Genomic DNA, 16315 nt, shown 5'->3' on the forward strand with positions numbered 1-16315 from the left:
GCTACCACACTGGATTCACTAGATGAATCCCTCACAGAATTTGTGCAACAGAGCCGCTTCAAAGACAACATCCCCAAACTTCTGGAGCAGATCAACGGCCTCACACACCCATAGCCCAATTTCCCCCACCTTCTTCCGAGCCGAAATATCCCCGCCGGAGGCGCAGATCTGCCAAATGCGATCCCGCCTGCAGAAAAAATTGCCCGCCACCACAACCTCCGGTAAACTAAACTTACCTGTTCACTTTCGCACGAGGCCCCAAATGCCCACGACCCTCACAATCAATGGCACCTCCCACAGTGTCGACCTGCCCGGCGATGTCCCGCTTTTGTGGGTTCTGCGCGATGCCGTTGGCCTGACCGGCACCAAATTCGGCTGCGGCGTCGCCGCCTGTGGCGCATGCACCGTCCATATCAACGGCGAGGCGGTGCGATCCTGTCAGGTCGCCCTGTCGGACGTCTGGGGTGACGTCACAACCATCGAAGGCCTGGGAACCCCTGCCGACATGGCCATAATCCAACAGGCCTGGGTCGATCACCAAGTCGCCCAATGCGGCTACTGCCAGTCCGGGCAAATCATGCAGGCTGCGGCATTGCTATCCGCGAATCCCGGACCCACCGATCAAGACATCGACGAGGCCATGCAGGGCAACTTGTGCCGCTGCGGCACCTACCCCCGCATCCGCGCCGCGATCAAAACTGCGGCCCAAAAACTGCAAGAGGCGTAAATCATGGCCAGCATCGGAAAAGTCGCCCGCCGTACCTTCCTGATCGGCTCTGCCGCCATCGTCGGCGGCGTCGCCTTCGGGGTGTACCAAATCCGCAAGGATGCCCCCAACCCGCTGACGCCGGGCCCGGGCGAGGCCACGTTGAACGCCTATGTCCTTATCAACGCCGACGGTGTGACCATCATCGCACCCCGCGCTGAAATGGGACAGGGCGTGCATACCACCCTCGCGGCGCTTGTCGCCGAAGAGATGGACGTCGCATGGGACGATATCACCGTCCTGCACGGCCCCCCCGCTCAGGCCTATTACAATCAGGCCGTGCTGGGCCTTGCCCTGCCGTTCAAACATTACGCCGACACCGCATTCATCCACAATATGCGCCAGAATGTTGGCATGGTCGGCAAATTGCTGAACCTGCAAATCACCGGCGGCTCGACCTCGACCAAAGATGCGTTTGACCGGATGCGCCACGCCGGGGCCACCGCCCGCGAGACGCTCAAACTGGCCGCCGCCAACCAATTGGGCGTCGACGCGACGACCCTGCGCACCAAAAACAGCGCCGTGATCGCGCCCGACGGGACCACCCTGCCCTATACCGCGCTGGCCCGGGCCGCCGCCGCGATCACCCCGCCGGATGTGAACCTGCGCGACAAATCAGAGTGGAAATATCTGGGCACATCCATGCCGCGGACCGACATGATCGGCAAATCCACTGGCACCGCCGCATATGCGCTCGACTCCAAGCTCGACGGTATGAAATTCGCCACCGTGCGCATGAACCCGCGCCGCAGCGGCATGGTATCTTATGACGACAGCGTGGCCAGAGATATGGCAGGCGTTGCAGCGATCATCAATCTCGGTGACGGTATCGGCGTCGTCGCCACCAATACCTGGCTTGCCATTCAGGCTGCCGAAGCGGTTGATATCACGTGGGAAAAATCGAACTATCCCGAAACGACAGCTGATCTGCGTGCGGCTGTCATTGCCTCGCTTGACAATGAACCCGACAGCACTGCCCGTGACGATGGCGATGTCACCGCCGCCCTGGACGGCACCGAAATCACGGCGGAATATTTCGTCCCCTTTCTCGCCCATGCGACGATGGAGCCGATGAACGCCACGGCGCTTTACACCGGCGACGCGCTTACCGTGTGGTGCGGCAACCAAGCCCCGATCATCGCCCGCGACAAATGCGCCAAGGCAACAGGTCTGGCCGCCGAACAGGTCACCATTCACACCACATTCATGGGTGGCGGCTTTGGCCGACGGGCCGAATTTGACTTTTCCGTGCAGGCCGCCCGCATCGCCAAGGAATTCCCCGGCACGCCGATCAAAATGATCTGGAGCCGGGAAGAAGACATGCGCAATGACTTCTATCGCCCCGCCGCCAGCGCCCGGTTTCGCGGCGTGGTCCGCGATGGCGCCGCACAGCTGGTGGATGGCAAAATCGCCGCGCCCTCCGTCACCCATAACTCAAGCATGCGTCTGTCCGGTCAGGTTCCCCCCGGCCCTGACCGGGGCCATGTCGAAGGCGCGTTTGACCAGCCCTACAAGATCCCCAACTACCGGATCACCGGCCACCTGACCGAAATCGACATCCCACTGGGCTTCTGGCGCTCGGTCGGCAATTCCTTCAACGGATTTTTCTTTGACACCTTCATCGACGAAATGGCCCATGCCGCAGGCACCGACCCGCTGCAATTCCGGCTGGCACTGGCGCAGGACGAACACGCGCCCTCTGCGGGGGTCATTGCCGCTGTGGGCGAAATGTCGGGCTGGACGGGCCAAACCCCCGCCAATATCGGGCGCGGCATCGGCTTTACCTATTCCTTTGGCACCCCCGTCGCCGAAGTGATCGAAGTCGAAGACACCGGCAATGGCATCCGCATCAACAAGGTCTGGATCGCCTGTGACGTCGGCACCGCCCTGGACCCCGCCATCATCGAGGCACAGATGATATCAGGCGCGATCTATGGGCTTTCGGCGGCGATGCAGGGCGAAATCACCTTTGCCGACGGGCAGGCAGAACAGATGAACTTCTACGACTACGACGCCCTGCGCATGCACAACACCCCACAGTTCGCCGTGCAGATCCGCGAAACCGCGCCGCATCTCGGTGGCGTCGGCGAACCCGGCACGCCGCCCGCGATGCCCGCGCTTGGCAATGCATTGTTTGACCTCACCGGCATCCGCGCGCGCGAACTGCCATTGTTCAAAACCTTCGATCTGATCCTCTAAAGCGCCTGCCGCAGCCATGTCCCGTAATCGCTGACCAGCAAATGGGTCGGGGCTGCGTCCTCTTCCACCTGCGCAAAACGGCCAATCGGGTCGTGAAAGATGTTGTCGGTCTCATCGTCATTGACGGTCGAAACCTCACCGATCAGCACATCCCCCCCTTCGCCCCAAAACGCGTGCCAGTCGCCGGGCATCAGCGTGACACTCTCACCGGGGGCAAGTTTCAGCTTTTCGCCGGGTGTAAAATCACGCCGGAGCCCATCGCAAAAGACAGTGCCCCCCGCAGTTTCATCAAAATTCCCATCCGCGTCCGAACCATAAAGCGCGACCACCAATGTTGCCCCGCCCCGGTTGATGATATCTTCCGCCTTGATGACGTGGGTATGCATCGGCGACATCTGGTCCTGCTTTGAAATCAACAGCTTTTCAGCATAACACATGCCGCCGCCACGCCGCAGGTCCGCCAGCCGCCCATTGCGCAGCGTGAACAGAAACAACCCCATCGAATCATAGCGCCCCGCGCCATAATCGGTGATATCCCAACCGCAACGGGCGTCGATCACCGCCTTGGCGGCACTGGCCCGCGCCTGAAATTCCGCGGGGGTCCAATAGGCCCATGGCGGTAATACAAAGCCATAGGACCGGATCATCTGATCCGCCTGGGCCATAATCTCGTTGATGCGGGACCGTTTCATGCCACCTCCGTGAGCGCTTGGCAATTGATGCCGCAAACGTCGGTGGTGTACAAGTTGTGACGCCTCAGCGGGACGAAGCCGCGCTTATCCAATCGGATAATGCGATGCGCAATGCGGCCCAATCGGTGTATTCCTTATCCTTATGCGGATCGACGTCCTGACCCTTTTGCGCAGCGATCCAACGCATCGCCCAGGATTTGAGGAAATCATACTCCGAAAACCGAAATGCCCCGGCCACATGCATGACCCTTGCCGGGGACCACTCTGTCTGACTGACAAAGCGGTTCACGCAGTCCTCCAGTCCCTCCCAGTCGTCTTCATCGTCACCGGCAGCGGCCAATGATACCGACATGAACGCGGCACCCATATGCGCCAAGGCATCCGCCTGCCGACTTGCCAGTGCGATCAGCGGTTTTTGATATTTGCCCCCATGGACGGACCCGGCCAGCAAGGCCGCATCAAACTGCGATAAATCGGTATCAATCGCATCCTCAGCCGGCAGCAGTTCGACGCTGTGGCCTTCCGTCGTCAGATAATCGGCACAAAACCGGACAATCTTGCGGGTCTGCCCCTCGGTCGAGGCATAGGCGATCAAAATTTTCATGGTGCGCTCCAACGTGGTTTGGACACCATAATGCCCGCCACGTCGCACCGCAGGTTGATCCAGGTCAGTGCGAACCGACGCTAACCCGCCTTGCGCAGCGCCCCGGCGGCCCATGCACGGCACGCATCGCCAAAGGCCTCGAACAAGGGCCGCGACACCGGATCACCCAGCGCATTCCACTCTGGATGCCACTGCACGGACAGGGTAAATCCCGGTGCATCAGCGACATAGATCGCCTCTGGCGTGCTGTCGGGCGCATGGCCATCAATCACGATGCGCGGTCCGGGATCTTTGATGCCCTGCCCATGCAACGTGTTCGTCATCACCGCGCGGGTCCCCATCAGCCGATGAAACGGTCCACCCTCTGCAAACGTCACCTCGTGGCGCAGCTGAAACTTTTCCTCCATCGTACCGTCGGGCGGCATCCGGTGGTTATCACGCCCCGGCAAGTCACGAATTTCGGGATAAAGCGTGCCACCCATGGCCACGTTCACCTCTTGAAACCCCCGACAAATGCCAAAGATCGGCTGCCCCTGCGCCACGCAGGCCCGGATCAGGGGCAATGCAATGCGATCGCGGTCGCGGTCAAAAGCGCCATGCGCCTCGGTTGCCGCTTCGCCATACTCCTCGGGGTGGACATTGGGGCGGCCGCCGGTGAACAAAAACCCATCACAGGTTACCATCAACTCGGCCACCGACACCACAGCGGGGTCGGTGGGAATAATGATGGGAATCGCACCGGCAACATCAGAAAGCGCCTGCGCATTCATCTGCCCCGCACCATGGACAATATATTGGTCGTTGATCAGATGACTGTTACCGATAATACCAATCACGGGCCGCCGCATGAACATTCCTTTCGGGTTTCGCCCTTGTTACATCCGAATTTCTCGCAACGGAAGACACAGCATGCGCACACAGGCCGCAGCATCCCCGCACATGTGGTCCGTATAGCGCATTTGCCGAAGATTGAGGCGCCTAGGCTTCGCCCTGTAGCCCTGCCGCCTCGATGCCCGCCATCGCGGCAATGACATCATTATCGGATGTGTCGCCCGTCACGCCGACGGCACCCATCACCGCACCGCGCTTGTCACGCAGCAGCACACCGCCCGGAACCGGCACCACCTGCCCGCCGTAAACGCCGTTCACAGCGGCCATGAAATACGCCTGCGCCTCGGCCCTTGCCATCTGCGCGGTGCCCGCCATGCCCAGCATGACCGACCCATAGGCCTTGCCATGTGCGATGCCAAACCGCCCCGGTGCGGCGCCATCCTCGCGCTCGAACGCTTTGACATGGCCACCGGCATCAAGCACGACGACAGACAAGGGTTTGAACCCCATCTCATTGCCCTTGGCCAATGCCTTGCGGATGATGGTCCGCGCCTTGCTCGCTGAAATATCAGTCATTCGTTATCTCCCGTAGGGCGGGGTCATCCCCGCCAATCCTTAATGATTACGCTGCGCCTTCAACTCTAACCGCCGCTGATGCAAGACAGGTTCGGTATAGCCTGACGGTTGAATCCGCCCCTTGAACACCAGATCACACGCCGCCTGAAACGCGATCCCGTCAAAGTTCGGCGCCATCGGGCGATACGCCGGGTCACCCGCATTCTGTGCATCCACGACGGCTGCCATCTTTTGCATGGCCTCCATCACCTGTGCCTGCGTGACAACGCCGTGATGCAGCCAGTTCGCCAGAGCCTGACTGGAAATCCGGCAGGTCGCGCGATCCTCCATGAGGCCGACATTGTTGATGTCAGGCACCTTGGAACAGCCCACGCCCTGATCAATCCAGCGCACGACATATCCCAAAATCCCTTGGGCGTTGTTTTCGACCTCTTTGATCTTTTGTGCATCCGTCCAGCGCTGATACTGCGCCAGCGGAATATCCAGGATCGACGATACATAGGCACGCCGCCCGCCCGCGCGCAGCTTGGCCTGCACGGCCATCACATTGACCTTGTGATAATGCAGCGCATGCAGCGTAGCCGCCGTCGGGCTTGGCACCCATGCGCAGTTCGCACCGGATTGCGGATGGGCAATCTTCTGCTCCAGCATTGCGGCCATCAAATCGGGCATGGCCCACATGCCCTTGCCGATCTGGGCGCGCCCGGAAAACCCGCACTCCAGCCCGATATCGACGTTCTGATCTTCGTAGGCGCCAATCCACTGCTTGCGCTTGATGAAATCCTTGCGGCTGAACGGCCCGGCTTCCATCGAGGTGTGAATTTCATCGCCCGTCCGATCCAGAAAGCCGGTGTTGATGAACGCAACGCGGGTTTTCGCCGCGCGGATACACGCCTTGAGGTTCACCGTCGTGCGGCGTTCCTCGTCCATGATCCCGATTTTGACCGTGTCGCGCGGCAGGCCCAGCGCATCCTCGACCCCGGCAAAGATGTCGTTGGTAAAGGCAACCTCCTCCGGCCCGTGCATCTTGGGCTTCACGACATAGACCGACCCAAGCGCCGAATTCCCGCCATCACGCTTTAGATCATGCATCGCCACCAGCGTGGTGATCATCGCGTCCATCAGGCCTTCGTATACTTCAGCACCGCTGGCGTCCAAGACCGCCGGATTTGTCATCAGGTGGCCGACATTGCGAATCCACAGCAATGCGCGCCCCTTTAGGGTCAGCGTGCCGCCGTCCGGCGCAGTATAGGTCAGATCCTCGGCCAACCGCCGCGTCACCGTCTGGCCACCCTTTTGCAGATCAGCCGTCAGATCGCCCTGCATCAGACCCAGCCAGTTGCCATAGGCCTCTACCTTGTCTTCCGCATCCACGCACGCGACGCTGTCCTCGCAATCCATGATCGCGGAAACGGCGCTTTCCAGCCGCACATCGGCCAGCAATGCCTGATCGCGGCTGCCAATCGGGTGGGCGCGGTCGAACACCAGCTCGACATGCAAACCGTTATTCACCAAAACCACCGCATCAGGCGCCTTTGGATTGCCGCGATAGCCAACGAACTTGGCCGGATCGCGCAGCGGGTTATCATCAATCAGCAACGCACCGTCATGCACATAGTAGCGGCGCACATCCGCATGGCTGGCACCGTTGATCGGGAACGCCTCGTCCAGAAACACGCGTGACCGCGCCACGACCCGCGCACCATGACCGCGGTCATAGGGGCCCTTGGGCGGCTGCTCGCCCATGGCATCGGTGCCATAGAACGCATCATAAAGACTGCCCCAGCGCGCGTTCGCCGCATTCAGCGCAAAGCGGGCGTTGGTGATCGGCACGACCAGCTGCGGTCCGGGGATCTTTGCAATTTCAGGGTCGACATGTGTCGTCTCGATCTCAAAATCATCGCCCTCGGGGACAAGATAGCCGATCTCGCGCAGGAACGCCTCATAGGCACGGCGATCATGTGGCGCGTCGCGGTGGGCGATATGCCACGCATCAATCCTGGCCTGCAAATCTTCGCGCTTTTCCAACAGCGCACGGTTGCGCGGTGTCATCTGCGCAATCACCCCCGCAAAGCCAGCCCAGAAGGCGTCAGGCGCAATGCCCGTTCCCGGCAGGGCGCGGTCTTCAATGAATGAAGCCAGTTCAAGGGCTACCTGCAGCCCATGCTTTTCAATACGGTCGGTCATCACGTCTCCAATTTTCTGACGGCATACAACAGCACACAATCCTCGCCCGAGAATTAGAAGAAAAGTTTCCGATAGGCAACGTCTCTGGTCATATTCAATGACCAATTTACAAGATTATGGTTTCAGACGCGCCGCACGGCACCTATCGGAGCAATAGCGCACCTGCTCCCAAACCTGCGCCCATTTCTTGCGCCACGCAAATGGGCGGCCACAGGTGGCGCAGGTTTTCTGCGGGAAATCCGATTTTTTGCGCATCTTGGCCATTGCCGACAAACTAGCATGGCAGCCATGATTTTCAAAAAGCTTTGCGCGCCAAACCAGTGGCACATCCCCGTCAGGCAACATAGGTTCCGTGCAAACACCCTGTACAAGGATCACCGAAATGAAAGACGCAGCCCCCCAAACGATCTACCTGCGCGACTATACACCGCCCAGCTTTCTGGTCGACAGCGTCCACCTGACATTCAAACTGTCCGCCACCGCGACGCGGGTGATCTCGCGCATTGCCTTGCGGCCCAACCCCGACGCCACAGCGCGTGATTTCTTTCTGCACGGCGAACACCTGACCCTGATCAGCGCCAAGATCGACGGGCAAACCATCACCCCCGATGTCAGCGAAACCGGCCTGACCTGCCCGGCCCCCAACGGCCCCTTCACCTTCGAGGCAGAGGTCGAAATCAGTCCCGAAACCAACACCGCCCTCGAAGGGCTTTATATGTCGAACGGCATGTATTGCACCCAATGCGAGGCCGAAGGGTTTCGCAAGATCACATACTACCCCGACCGCCCCGACGTGATGAGCGTTTTCACCGTCCGCATCGAAAGCGACCTGCCGGTCCTTTTGTCCAATGGCAACCCGTCCGCCAGCGGCACGGGCTGGGCCGAATGGCACGACCCCTGGCCGAAACCCGCGTATCTGTTCGCGCTCGTCGCGGGCGATCTGGTCAACCACCCCGACAGCTTTACCACCATGTCCGGCAATGCCGTGGAACTGAATATCTGGGTGCGCCCCGGCGACGACGAAGGCAAATGCGCCTTCGGGATGGAAGCGCTCAAGAAGTCCATGAAATGGGACGAAGACGTGTATGGCCGCGCATATGACCTTGATGTCTTTAATATCGTCGCGGTCGATGACTTCAATATGGGGGCGATGGAAAACAAGGGGCTGAACATCTTCAACTCCTCCGCCGTCCTTGCGTCGCCCGAAACCGCGACCGATGCCAATTTCGAACGGATCGAAGCGATCATCGCCCACGAGTATTTCCACAACTGGACCGGCAACCGCATCACCTGCCGCGACTGGTTCCAACTGTGCCTCAAGGAAGGGCTGACCGTGTTCCGCGACCAGCAATTCACCGGCGACATGCGCGGCCATGCGGTCAAACGGATCAACGACGCGGTGGTCCTGCGCGCGCACCAGTTCCGCGAAGATAACGGCCCCCTCGCGCATCCCGTCCGCCCTGACAGCTTTGTCGAGATCAACAATTTCTACACCGTCACCGTCTATGAAAAAGGTGCCGAGATCATCGGGATGCTGCGCCGTCTGGTCGGCGAAGACGCATACGCCAAGGCACTGGACCTTTATTTTGAACGCCACGACGGCGACGCGGCCACGATCGAAGACTGGCTCAAGGTCTTTGCAGACGCCACTGGCCGCGACCTGACGCAATTCGCCGAATGGTACAGTCAGGCCGGCACCCCCCGCGTGACCGTCAGCGAAAGCTGGCAACCGGGCGAGCTGTCCCGGCCCCCGAGCCGGGACCTCGACGCAGAGGCCCCGCATCACGTCCGGGGCGCGGGGCGCTATACGCTGACGTTGACCCAACACACGCCGCCCACGCCGGGACAGGACCAAAAGCACCCTATGGTGATCCCCGTCGCCGTGGGTCTGCTGAACGACAACGGCGACGAGATCGTCCCGACCACCCTGCTGGAACTGACCCAGACCGAACAAAGCTTTACGTTCGAAGGTCTTGCCAGCAAACCGATCCCATCAATCCTGCGCGACTTTTCCGCGCCCGTGATCATCGCGCATGCCCAAACCAACGCCCAGCGCGCGTTCCTTTTGGCGCATGACACCGACCCGTTCAACAAATGGGATGCCGGACGCGCCTTGGCCCAGGACGTGCTGTTGCGCATGGTGCGTGACGGCGCGACGCCGGATGCGGATTATCTCGATGGTTTGTCTGCGGTCTTGCGCGACGACAGCCTCGACCCCGCGTTCCGCGCGCTGGTGCTGGGGCTTCCTACCGAAGACGACACCGCCCAAACGCTTGTCGATGCGGGCGAAACCCCCGACCCATCGGCCATCTACGACGCCCACGAAACGCTGAAACTCCATATCGCCCAGCATCTCCAGGATATGCTGCCACGGGTCTACGCCGATATGACCGTCACCGGGGCCTACACGCCCGATGCGGCGTCTGCGGGCCGACGCGCGCTTGGCAATACCGTCCTTGGGCTGATATCGCGGCTTGATGGTGCCAGACAGGCCGCCGCACAATACGCCAGCGCAGACAATATGACCCAGCAGCTTGCCGCCCTCACCGCACTTCTCAAGACCGGCAAAGCGGATGCCGCACTCAGCGGGTTCGCGGCACAGTGGCAAAACGACCGGCTTGTCATGGACAAATGGTTTGGCCTGCAAGTTGCCTGTGCCGCCCCCGATCAGGCCGCTGAAACCGCCGCCAGATTGACCGGACATCCCGCCTTTACCATGAAAAACCCCAACCGGTTCCGCGCGGTCTTCGGCGCGCTGGCTGGCAATGCTGCGGGCTTTCACCACCCCGGTGGGGCCGGATACGACCTGCTCGCGGATTGGTTGATCAAACTTGATCCGCTGAACCCGCAAACCACAGCCCGCATGTCCACCGCCTTTTCGACATGGCGCCGCTATGATGGTGCCCGCCAAGCCAAAATCCGGGCCGCCTTGCTGCGAATCGCCGACACGCCAAACCTGTCAGCCGACACAACCGAGATGATAACGCGCATTTTGGGCTGATTATGGCCGATCCAAGATGAAATTGCCGCAGCGTTCCGCCGCTGCGGCAAGTTTTAGCAAGATGTCGTGCAACTGTTACGCACCCGTGGCCAGATATGCGCCATGGAACATCGCATTGACCCGCTGATCGCAGAACGTGCGCGCTGGCTTTACAGTGATCGCCCCGGCACCCGCATCGCCCGGCGCTGCCTGCACAAGATGCTGGGCTATGATGCCACCGTCGCCATCGCCAAAATCCTCGAAGACGCGCCCGCCGATGCGATCATGAGGGCGATGGGACAGCGTCTGGCCCAAAATGTCACCGCCAGCGGGCTGGGCCATATCCCGGCCCACGGCCCAGCCCTGATTGTGGCGAACCACCCCACGGGGATCGCCGACGGCATTATCCTGCACCACCTGATCGCCGCCACCCGGCCCGATGCATATTTCTTTGCCAACCGCGATATCCTGCGGGTCTTTCCCCAGATGGAAAGCATGATCGCCCCGGTCGAATGGCGCAGCGAACTGCGCAGCCACGCCAAGACCCGCGAAACCATGGCCTACATGCGCCAAGCCACCAGCGAAGGGCGGCTTGGCGTTATCTTCCCCTCTGGACGTCTGGCGAAACGGCGCGGCCTGCGGCTTTTTGAACGGCCTTGGATGGCCTCGGCCGCGATGCTGGCGCGCAAATTCGATCTGCCGGTCATTCCGATCAACATTCAGGCGCGCAATTCGGCGCTGTTTTACCTGTTCGACCTGCTGCACCCGACCCTGCGCGATATCACCCTGTTCCACGAGACGCTGAACAAGGCCAAACAGCCGTTCCGCGTCACGATAGGCGAGCCGATTTCAGCCGCCTCCATGCCCAAGAACGCCGAGCAAGGCATTGATCTGCTGCGCCGTGCCACGCTGGCCCTTGGAGGCAAGGACGCGCCAGCGGTCAATCTGGTCGCGGCCTCACGCTCATGGTTGAAACGGCCGCAGGCAGATTAGGGCGCGCGACCGGGCGCACAGCTTCAACCGGCACACAATAGCTTTGCCGCCGGGTCCAGCCCGCCATTTCGCTGATTTTGGCGCTGCTTGTCATCGGTCCCCAATCCGCAGCAACGCCACGCCAACGCCCGTCATGCAACGCCACCGCGCGATCACGGGCCACGGTCACGGCCATGATCCGGGCCGCACAGCTCAGGTTTTCGGCGGGGTTCTTCAGCGCCTCTCCGGTCTGTGCCCGACAGCCATAGCGGCGCGCGGTATCGGGATATATCTGCAAAAGCCCGTACCACGAATCGCCCCCGCCGACGGCGCGCGGATCATAGGTGCTTTCGTGCTTGGACAGCGCCGACATCATCCCGGCCCAAAACGCACGGCGCCGATCCGGCGACGCGGCGGCATAGCCCGGACACCACACCGCTATATCGCGCGGCACCACCGACACCAGCGGCGCACCATGTGCCGCAATCGCCGCCATCGCGGCCCGGGTCCAGACGCGCCCGCCGGGCTTGCTGTCCCAGCGCGCGCGGGGCTGAAAACTGTCGCGGGCCACCGGACGCACGTCCGGCGTGCGCGTCTCGATCGTGACGGGATAGCGGACCATATGATCGGGGCGGGCGACGGGCCGCACCGATGCCACCTGATCGGCTTGCGCAAACCCTGCCGTTACGACCAGCGCGATGATGACCCATATCTGTCTCATGGCGGTGACGTTGCCCCGCAAAACCACGCCGCTCAATACCGTCCGGCGCCCGGCGGCAATTTTTGGCTGATGTCATGGCGACTTGAAGCCGCGCCCACGTTCTTTTAGACAGCATGCGAACCTGACCAAAGGATGCGCAGATGCTCGACCTGACCTATGACACCCCAACCCCCAAAGTGATCGCCGGTGCGCAGCACGACTGGGAACTTGTCATCGGGCTGGAGGTCCACGCGCAGGTCGCGACCAAGGCGAAACTGTTTTCGGGGGCCTCTACCCAATTCGGCGCGGAACCCAACAGCAACGTGGCCTTCGTGGACGCGGGTATGCCCGGCATGTTGCCCGTCATCAACGAAGGCTGCATCAGTCAGGCGGTCAAGACCGGGCTGGGCCTGAACGCGCAGATCAACCTTTTCTCGGCCTTTGATCGCAAGAACTACTTCTACCCCGACCTGCCGCAGGGCTACCAAATCTCGCAACTCTACCACCCTATCGTGGGCGAGGGCGAAGTGCTGGTCGAAATGGGCGACGGCAAGGCACGCCTCGTGCGGATCGAACGCATCCATCTGGAACAGGACGCGGGTAAATCAATCCACGACATGGACCCCAACATGTCGTTCGTGGACCTGAACCGGACCGGCGTGGCGCTGATGGAAATCGTCAGCCGCCCCGATATCCGCGGCCCCGAAGAAGCCGCCGCATATGTGCTGAAACTGCGCCAGATCCTGCGTTACCTGGGCACCTGCGACGGCAACATGCAGAACGGCAACCTGCGGGCTGACGTCAACGTGTCGATCTGCCGCCCCGGCCAATACGAAAAATATCAGGCGACACAGGATTTCAGCCACCTCGGCACCCGCTGCGAAATCAAGAACATGAACTCCATGCGGTTCATCCAACTGGCCATCGACGTCGAGGCGCGACGCCAGATTGCCCTGCTCGAAGATGGCAAGGAAGTCACCCAGGAAACCCGCCTTTACGATCCCGACAAGAACGAAACCCGGTCGATGCGATCCAAAGAAGAAGCCCATGATTACCGCTACTTCCCGGACCCCGACCTGCTGCCGCTGGAAATCGAACAGGATTGGGTGGACAGTATCAAAGCTGCACTGCCCGAACTGCCCGACGCAAAAAAGGCGCGCTTTATCCGCGATTTCGGCTTGGCTGACTATGACGCCTCGGTGCTGACGGCGGAACTGGCCAATGCGGTGTACTTTGAACAGGTCGCCGCTGGCCGCGACGGCAAACTGGCCGCCAACTGGGTGATCAACGAACTGTTTGGCCGCCTCAAGAAAGAAGACCATAGCATCGAAGACAGCCCCGTTTCCGCCGCGCAACTGGGCGCTCTGGTCGGCCTGATCAAATCCGGCGACATCTCGGGCAAGATCGCCAAGGATGTGTTTGAAATCTGCTATACCACAGGCCGCGACCCTGCTGAAATCGTCGCTACCGAAGGTATGAAACAGGTCACTGACACAGGTGCCATCGAGGCCGCAGTTGACGAAATCATCGCCGCCAACCCCGCGCAGGTCGAAAAGGCGAAAGCCAATCCAAAGCTGGCAGGCTGGTTCGTCGGCCAAGTCATGAAAGCGACCGGCGGCAAGGCCAATCCGGGCGTTGTCAACGAATTGGTCGCGGCAAAACTGGGGCTTTAGGGCGTGGGCATGTCACGCACCGCTCATACGGTCCCATTGCGAATACTTGGATTCGTGCCATACTTTTGCTATAGGCCCTAAGGGGGCCAACAGGGGTGACGTGATGTCATACGAATACAAAGTCGTGCCGGCGCCGATGCGCGGCGTGAAGGCCAAGGGCCTCAAATCGGTCGAATACCGCTTTGCCCACGCCCTTGAGACGACCATGAACGATTTGGCAGCGTTTGGCTGGGAATACCTGCGCACAGATACCCTGCCCTGCGAACAACGCGAAGGTTTGCTGGGCAAGACGACTGTGTTTCAGAACATGTTGGTGTTCCGCCGCACGAAACTGGCCCCACAGGTCGCAGCCCCGGCGCCGACGCTGACAGCGCCGCCAAAAACCGGGGCCGAACGTGTCGCGGCCAAGCAGCAGCAGACCCCCGTGACCGCACCACAGCGGCCCTCGCCGGACGTCGCTGCCGAATAATTACTGGATATCAATTGCCAGCGCGTGAATCCGCCCGATGATATCGGAGCCCAGCGCACTATGGATGGCGCGGTGGCGCCCGATGCGCGACAAATCGTTCAACCCCGGGGCCGTGATCACGATACGCCAATGGCTTTCGCCCGACCCATCATCGCCTGCATGTCCACTGTGCAGCGCGCTTTCGTTGATCACGTCCAGCTTGGTTGGCGAAAGTACCGTCAAAGCGGTACGAATTTCGGTGTCTAGTGCCATTATTTTCCCTCTGCCCTCTTCTATCTCTCGCTGGGAGGTTTAAGGTTTATTGGCCGAGTCTGAAAGGTAAGACACGCCATGAAAAAAAATGACCCCTTTGGCTTTGACATGTCAGTGTCGAGCTCTAAGAAGAAAAACCCGCGCGGGCGACGCGGTATGTCCGGCGCGTCCGAGACATCAATGCGCGTCTGCGACCACGACGGTTGCGCGCAGGCTGGAAAGTACCGCGCGCCCAAGTCGCCGGATATTCTGGATGACTATTTCTGGTTCTGTCAGGAACACGTGCGCGAATACAACCTGAAATGGAATTTCTTCGACACCACCTCCGAGGCCGAACTGGCCGCGCAGATGGAACAGGACCGTGTCTGGGAACGCCCCACAAAGCCGTTCAAGCGCACCGTTGAAGAACGCGCATGGGCGCGGTTGGGCGTCGATGATCCACATCAGGTACTGGGGCAAAACGCGACCCGGAACCCCGGTCGTGGTGCCGCTGTCGGGCGCAAACTGCCCCCCACCGAACGCCGCGCGATGGAAATCCTCGAAGCGAAGGACAATTGGTCGAAGCCGGAAATCCGCAAGGCCTACAAGGCACTGATCAAGATCCTGCACCCCGATATGAACGGCGGCGACCGCAGTCAGGAAGAACAACTGTCAGAGGTGGTCTGGGCTTGGGAACAGATCAAAGTCAGCCGGAATTTCCGCGAAAAAGACTAGGTGCCCGACCGCCCCCCATCAAACGCAAAAGCCACGCTGAAAATACAGCGTGGCTTTCACATTTCGAAACGCCGGCGCGGGCCTAGCGTCCGTGGGTATTGCGATACAGGTTCATCTGGGACAACCGGCTCAGTTGCGACACCGCACTTTGATCCATCCGGCTGTTGCCGCTTGTCTTCTCACCCGACCAGACGACCAACAAAAAATGCCCCGCCATCGCCACGGCCACCCAGGCCACGGCCAGCCACGGCTTGGCCAGAAACGCCGCCGCCAGCAAAAATGGCCCAAAGATGGTGCCCATGAATGGCGCGATCAGCGTGCCCGCGATCACCGCAGCCGCAAACGCAATGATCACCGCCCCGAAGGCTGCCCGCACAACACCGGCCACACCCGCCCGGCCCATCCAGCTTCGCGCCAGAAAAAAAGCCAGACCAGCCGCACAGCCCCCCGCGATAATGGCCCAATTGTCGTAAAAGGTTGGCTCTGGCGGGATCGCATTTTCACCCTCCAATGCCGACATCACAAGGATGGTAATTCCGGCCGACATCGCGATCACCATCGCATAGGCCATCACGAGCGCGCGTTCGCCGCGCGTCAATGTCCCGTGGCGGATCACCGACAATACATGATTCATTTTAACGCCCCCATCTCTTGCACGATCATATTGGCAGATGGTGGGTGCAAATGCTGTCAGGGCGAC

The 16315-nt window shown here is 60.8% G+C and carries 16 protein-coding genes; 7 read left to right on the top strand and 9 right to left on the bottom strand.

All coding sequences use genetic code 11. The annotated features are described in order from the left end of the window. The first annotated feature begins 262 nt into the window (after positions 1-262). Entirely contained in the window at positions 263-727 is a 465-nt protein-coding gene (locus tag QZ196_RS07395; protein ID WP_296425169.1) for a (2Fe-2S)-binding protein, read from the top strand. A gap of 3 nt (positions 728-730) precedes the next feature. Next, positions 731-2965 carry a molybdopterin cofactor-binding domain-containing protein gene (locus QZ196_RS07400; RefSeq protein ID WP_296425170.1) on the top strand — a complete coding sequence of 745 codons (2235 nt, stop codon included), beginning with the start codon at positions 731-733 and terminating at the stop codon, positions 2963-2965. On the opposite strand, the gene QZ196_RS07405 is transcribed toward QZ196_RS07400, so the two are convergent. From QZ196_RS07405 to QZ196_RS07430, 6 genes are all read right to left on the bottom strand, one after another. Then, a complete protein-coding gene (locus QZ196_RS07405) occupies positions 2962-3657 on the bottom strand; it encodes a D-lyxose/D-mannose family sugar isomerase (RefSeq protein WP_296425171.1) in 696 nt (231 codons plus the stop codon). The genes QZ196_RS07400 and QZ196_RS07405 overlap by 4 nt on opposite strands. A gap of 64 nt (positions 3658-3721) precedes the next feature. Continuing rightward, entirely contained in the window at positions 3722-4261 is a 540-nt protein-coding gene (locus tag QZ196_RS07410; RefSeq protein ID WP_296425172.1) for a flavodoxin domain-containing protein, read from the bottom strand. A gap of 80 nt (positions 4262-4341) precedes the next feature. Next, the gene (locus QZ196_RS07415) at positions 4342-5109 is read right to left on the bottom strand and encodes a gamma-glutamyl-gamma-aminobutyrate hydrolase family protein (RefSeq protein ID WP_296425173.1); all 768 of its coding nucleotides are present in this window, start codon (positions 5107-5109) and stop codon (positions 4342-4344) included. Between the two features lie 130 nt (positions 5110-5239). Continuing rightward, a complete protein-coding gene (locus QZ196_RS07420) occupies positions 5240-5668 on the bottom strand; it encodes a heme-binding protein (protein WP_296425174.1) in 429 nt (142 codons plus the stop codon). 39 nt (positions 5669-5707) lie between these two features. Next, complete coding sequence (locus QZ196_RS07425; protein WP_296425175.1) at positions 5708-7855, bottom strand: malate synthase G; 2148 nt, start codon at positions 7853-7855, stop codon at positions 5708-5710. Between the two features lie 114 nt (positions 7856-7969). After that, a complete protein-coding gene (locus tag QZ196_RS07430) occupies positions 7970-8119 on the bottom strand; it encodes a DUF2256 domain-containing protein (protein WP_296425176.1) in 150 nt (49 codons plus the stop codon). Between the two features lie 118 nt (positions 8120-8237). Here QZ196_RS07430 and pepN point away from each other — a divergent pair, with 118 nt between their 5' ends. Together pepN and QZ196_RS07440 are read left to right on the top strand one after the other, a co-directional pair. After that, entirely contained in the window at positions 8238-10856 is a 2619-nt protein-coding gene (gene pepN / locus QZ196_RS07435) for an aminopeptidase N (RefSeq protein WP_296425177.1), read from the top strand. 102 nt (positions 10857-10958) lie between these two features. After that, positions 10959-11828, top strand: a complete 870-nt coding sequence (locus QZ196_RS07440) for a lysophospholipid acyltransferase family protein (RefSeq protein ID WP_296425178.1) — start codon at positions 10959-10961, stop codon at positions 11826-11828. On the opposite strand, the gene QZ196_RS07445 is transcribed toward QZ196_RS07440, so the two are convergent. Then, positions 11776-12528 carry a transglycosylase SLT domain-containing protein gene (locus QZ196_RS07445; protein WP_296425179.1) on the bottom strand — a complete coding sequence of 251 codons (753 nt, stop codon included), beginning with the start codon at positions 12526-12528 and terminating at the stop codon, positions 11776-11778. The genes QZ196_RS07440 and QZ196_RS07445 overlap by 53 nt on opposite strands. 140 nt (positions 12529-12668) lie before the next feature. Here QZ196_RS07445 and gatB point away from each other — a divergent pair, with 140 nt between their 5' ends. Together gatB and QZ196_RS07455 are read left to right on the top strand one after the other, a co-directional pair. Beyond that, entirely contained in the window at positions 12669-14180 is a 1512-nt protein-coding gene (gene gatB / locus QZ196_RS07450; RefSeq protein ID WP_296425180.1) for an Asp-tRNA(Asn)/Glu-tRNA(Gln) amidotransferase subunit GatB, read from the top strand. Positions 14181-14283: 103 nt separating this feature from the next. Continuing rightward, positions 14284-14649 carry a DUF4177 domain-containing protein gene (locus QZ196_RS07455; RefSeq protein WP_296425181.1) on the top strand — a complete coding sequence of 122 codons (366 nt, stop codon included), beginning with the start codon at positions 14284-14286 and terminating at the stop codon, positions 14647-14649. Here QZ196_RS07455 and QZ196_RS07460 read toward each other — a convergent pair whose 3' ends face one another. Then, a complete protein-coding gene (locus tag QZ196_RS07460; RefSeq protein ID WP_296425182.1) occupies positions 14650-14901 on the bottom strand; it encodes a BolA family protein in 252 nt (83 codons plus the stop codon). It lies immediately after the preceding gene. 78 nt (positions 14902-14979) lie between these two features. Here QZ196_RS07460 and QZ196_RS07465 point away from each other — a divergent pair, with 78 nt between their 5' ends. Further along, a complete protein-coding gene (locus QZ196_RS07465; RefSeq protein WP_296425183.1) occupies positions 14980-15615 on the top strand; it encodes a DnaJ domain-containing protein in 636 nt (211 codons plus the stop codon). An 82-nt stretch (positions 15616-15697) separates the two neighbouring features. Here the strand turns inward: QZ196_RS07465 and QZ196_RS07470 are convergent, their stop codons facing one another. Further along, positions 15698-16249: a hypothetical protein gene (locus QZ196_RS07470; protein WP_296425184.1), complete on the bottom strand. Its 552-nt coding sequence runs from the start codon at positions 16247-16249 to the stop codon at positions 15698-15700. Between the last annotated feature and the right edge of the window lie 66 nt (positions 16250-16315).

The organism is Yoonia sp., assembly GCF_017854565.1.
Lineage (GTDB): Bacteria > Pseudomonadota > Alphaproteobacteria > Rhodobacterales > Rhodobacteraceae > Yoonia.

Excerpts from the sequence above, each read along its gene's own strand:
- QZ196_RS07395 (WP_296425169.1), top strand. The coding sequence starts at position 263 with ATGCCCACGACCCTCACAATCAATGGCACCTCCCACAGTGTCGACCTG.
- QZ196_RS07400 (WP_296425170.1), top strand. The coding sequence starts at position 731 with ATGGCCAGCATCGGAAAAGTCGCCCGCCGTACCTTCCTGATCGGCTCT.
- QZ196_RS07405 (WP_296425171.1), bottom strand. The coding sequence starts at position 3,657 with ATGAAACGGTCCCGCATCAACGAGATTATGGCCCAGGCGGATCAGATG.
- QZ196_RS07410 (WP_296425172.1), bottom strand. The coding sequence starts at position 4,261 with ATGAAAATTTTGATCGCCTATGCCTCGACCGAGGGGCAGACCCGCAAG.
- QZ196_RS07415 (WP_296425173.1), bottom strand. The coding sequence starts at position 5,109 with ATGCGGCGGCCCGTGATTGGTATTATCGGTAACAGTCATCTGATCAAC.
- QZ196_RS07420 (WP_296425174.1), bottom strand. The coding sequence starts at position 5,668 with ATGACTGATATTTCAGCGAGCAAGGCGCGGACCATCATCCGCAAGGCA.
- QZ196_RS07425 (WP_296425175.1), bottom strand. The coding sequence starts at position 7,855 with ATGACCGACCGTATTGAAAAGCATGGGCTGCAGGTAGCCCTTGAACTG.
- QZ196_RS07430 (WP_296425176.1), bottom strand. The coding sequence starts at position 8,119 with ATGGCCAAGATGCGCAAAAAATCGGATTTCCCGCAGAAAACCTGCGCC.
- pepN (WP_296425177.1), top strand. The coding sequence starts at position 8,238 with ATGAAAGACGCAGCCCCCCAAACGATCTACCTGCGCGACTATACACCG.
- QZ196_RS07440 (WP_296425178.1), top strand. The coding sequence starts at position 10,959 with ATGGAACATCGCATTGACCCGCTGATCGCAGAACGTGCGCGCTGGCTT.
- QZ196_RS07445 (WP_296425179.1), bottom strand. The coding sequence starts at position 12,528 with ATGAGACAGATATGGGTCATCATCGCGCTGGTCGTAACGGCAGGGTTT.
- gatB (WP_296425180.1), top strand. The coding sequence starts at position 12,669 with ATGCTCGACCTGACCTATGACACCCCAACCCCCAAAGTGATCGCCGGT.
- QZ196_RS07455 (WP_296425181.1), top strand. The coding sequence starts at position 14,284 with ATGTCATACGAATACAAAGTCGTGCCGGCGCCGATGCGCGGCGTGAAG.
- QZ196_RS07460 (WP_296425182.1), bottom strand. The coding sequence starts at position 14,901 with ATGGCACTAGACACCGAAATTCGTACCGCTTTGACGGTACTTTCGCCA.
- QZ196_RS07465 (WP_296425183.1), top strand. The coding sequence starts at position 14,980 with ATGAAAAAAAATGACCCCTTTGGCTTTGACATGTCAGTGTCGAGCTCT.
- QZ196_RS07470 (WP_296425184.1), bottom strand. The coding sequence starts at position 16,249 with ATGAATCATGTATTGTCGGTGATCCGCCACGGGACATTGACGCGCGGC.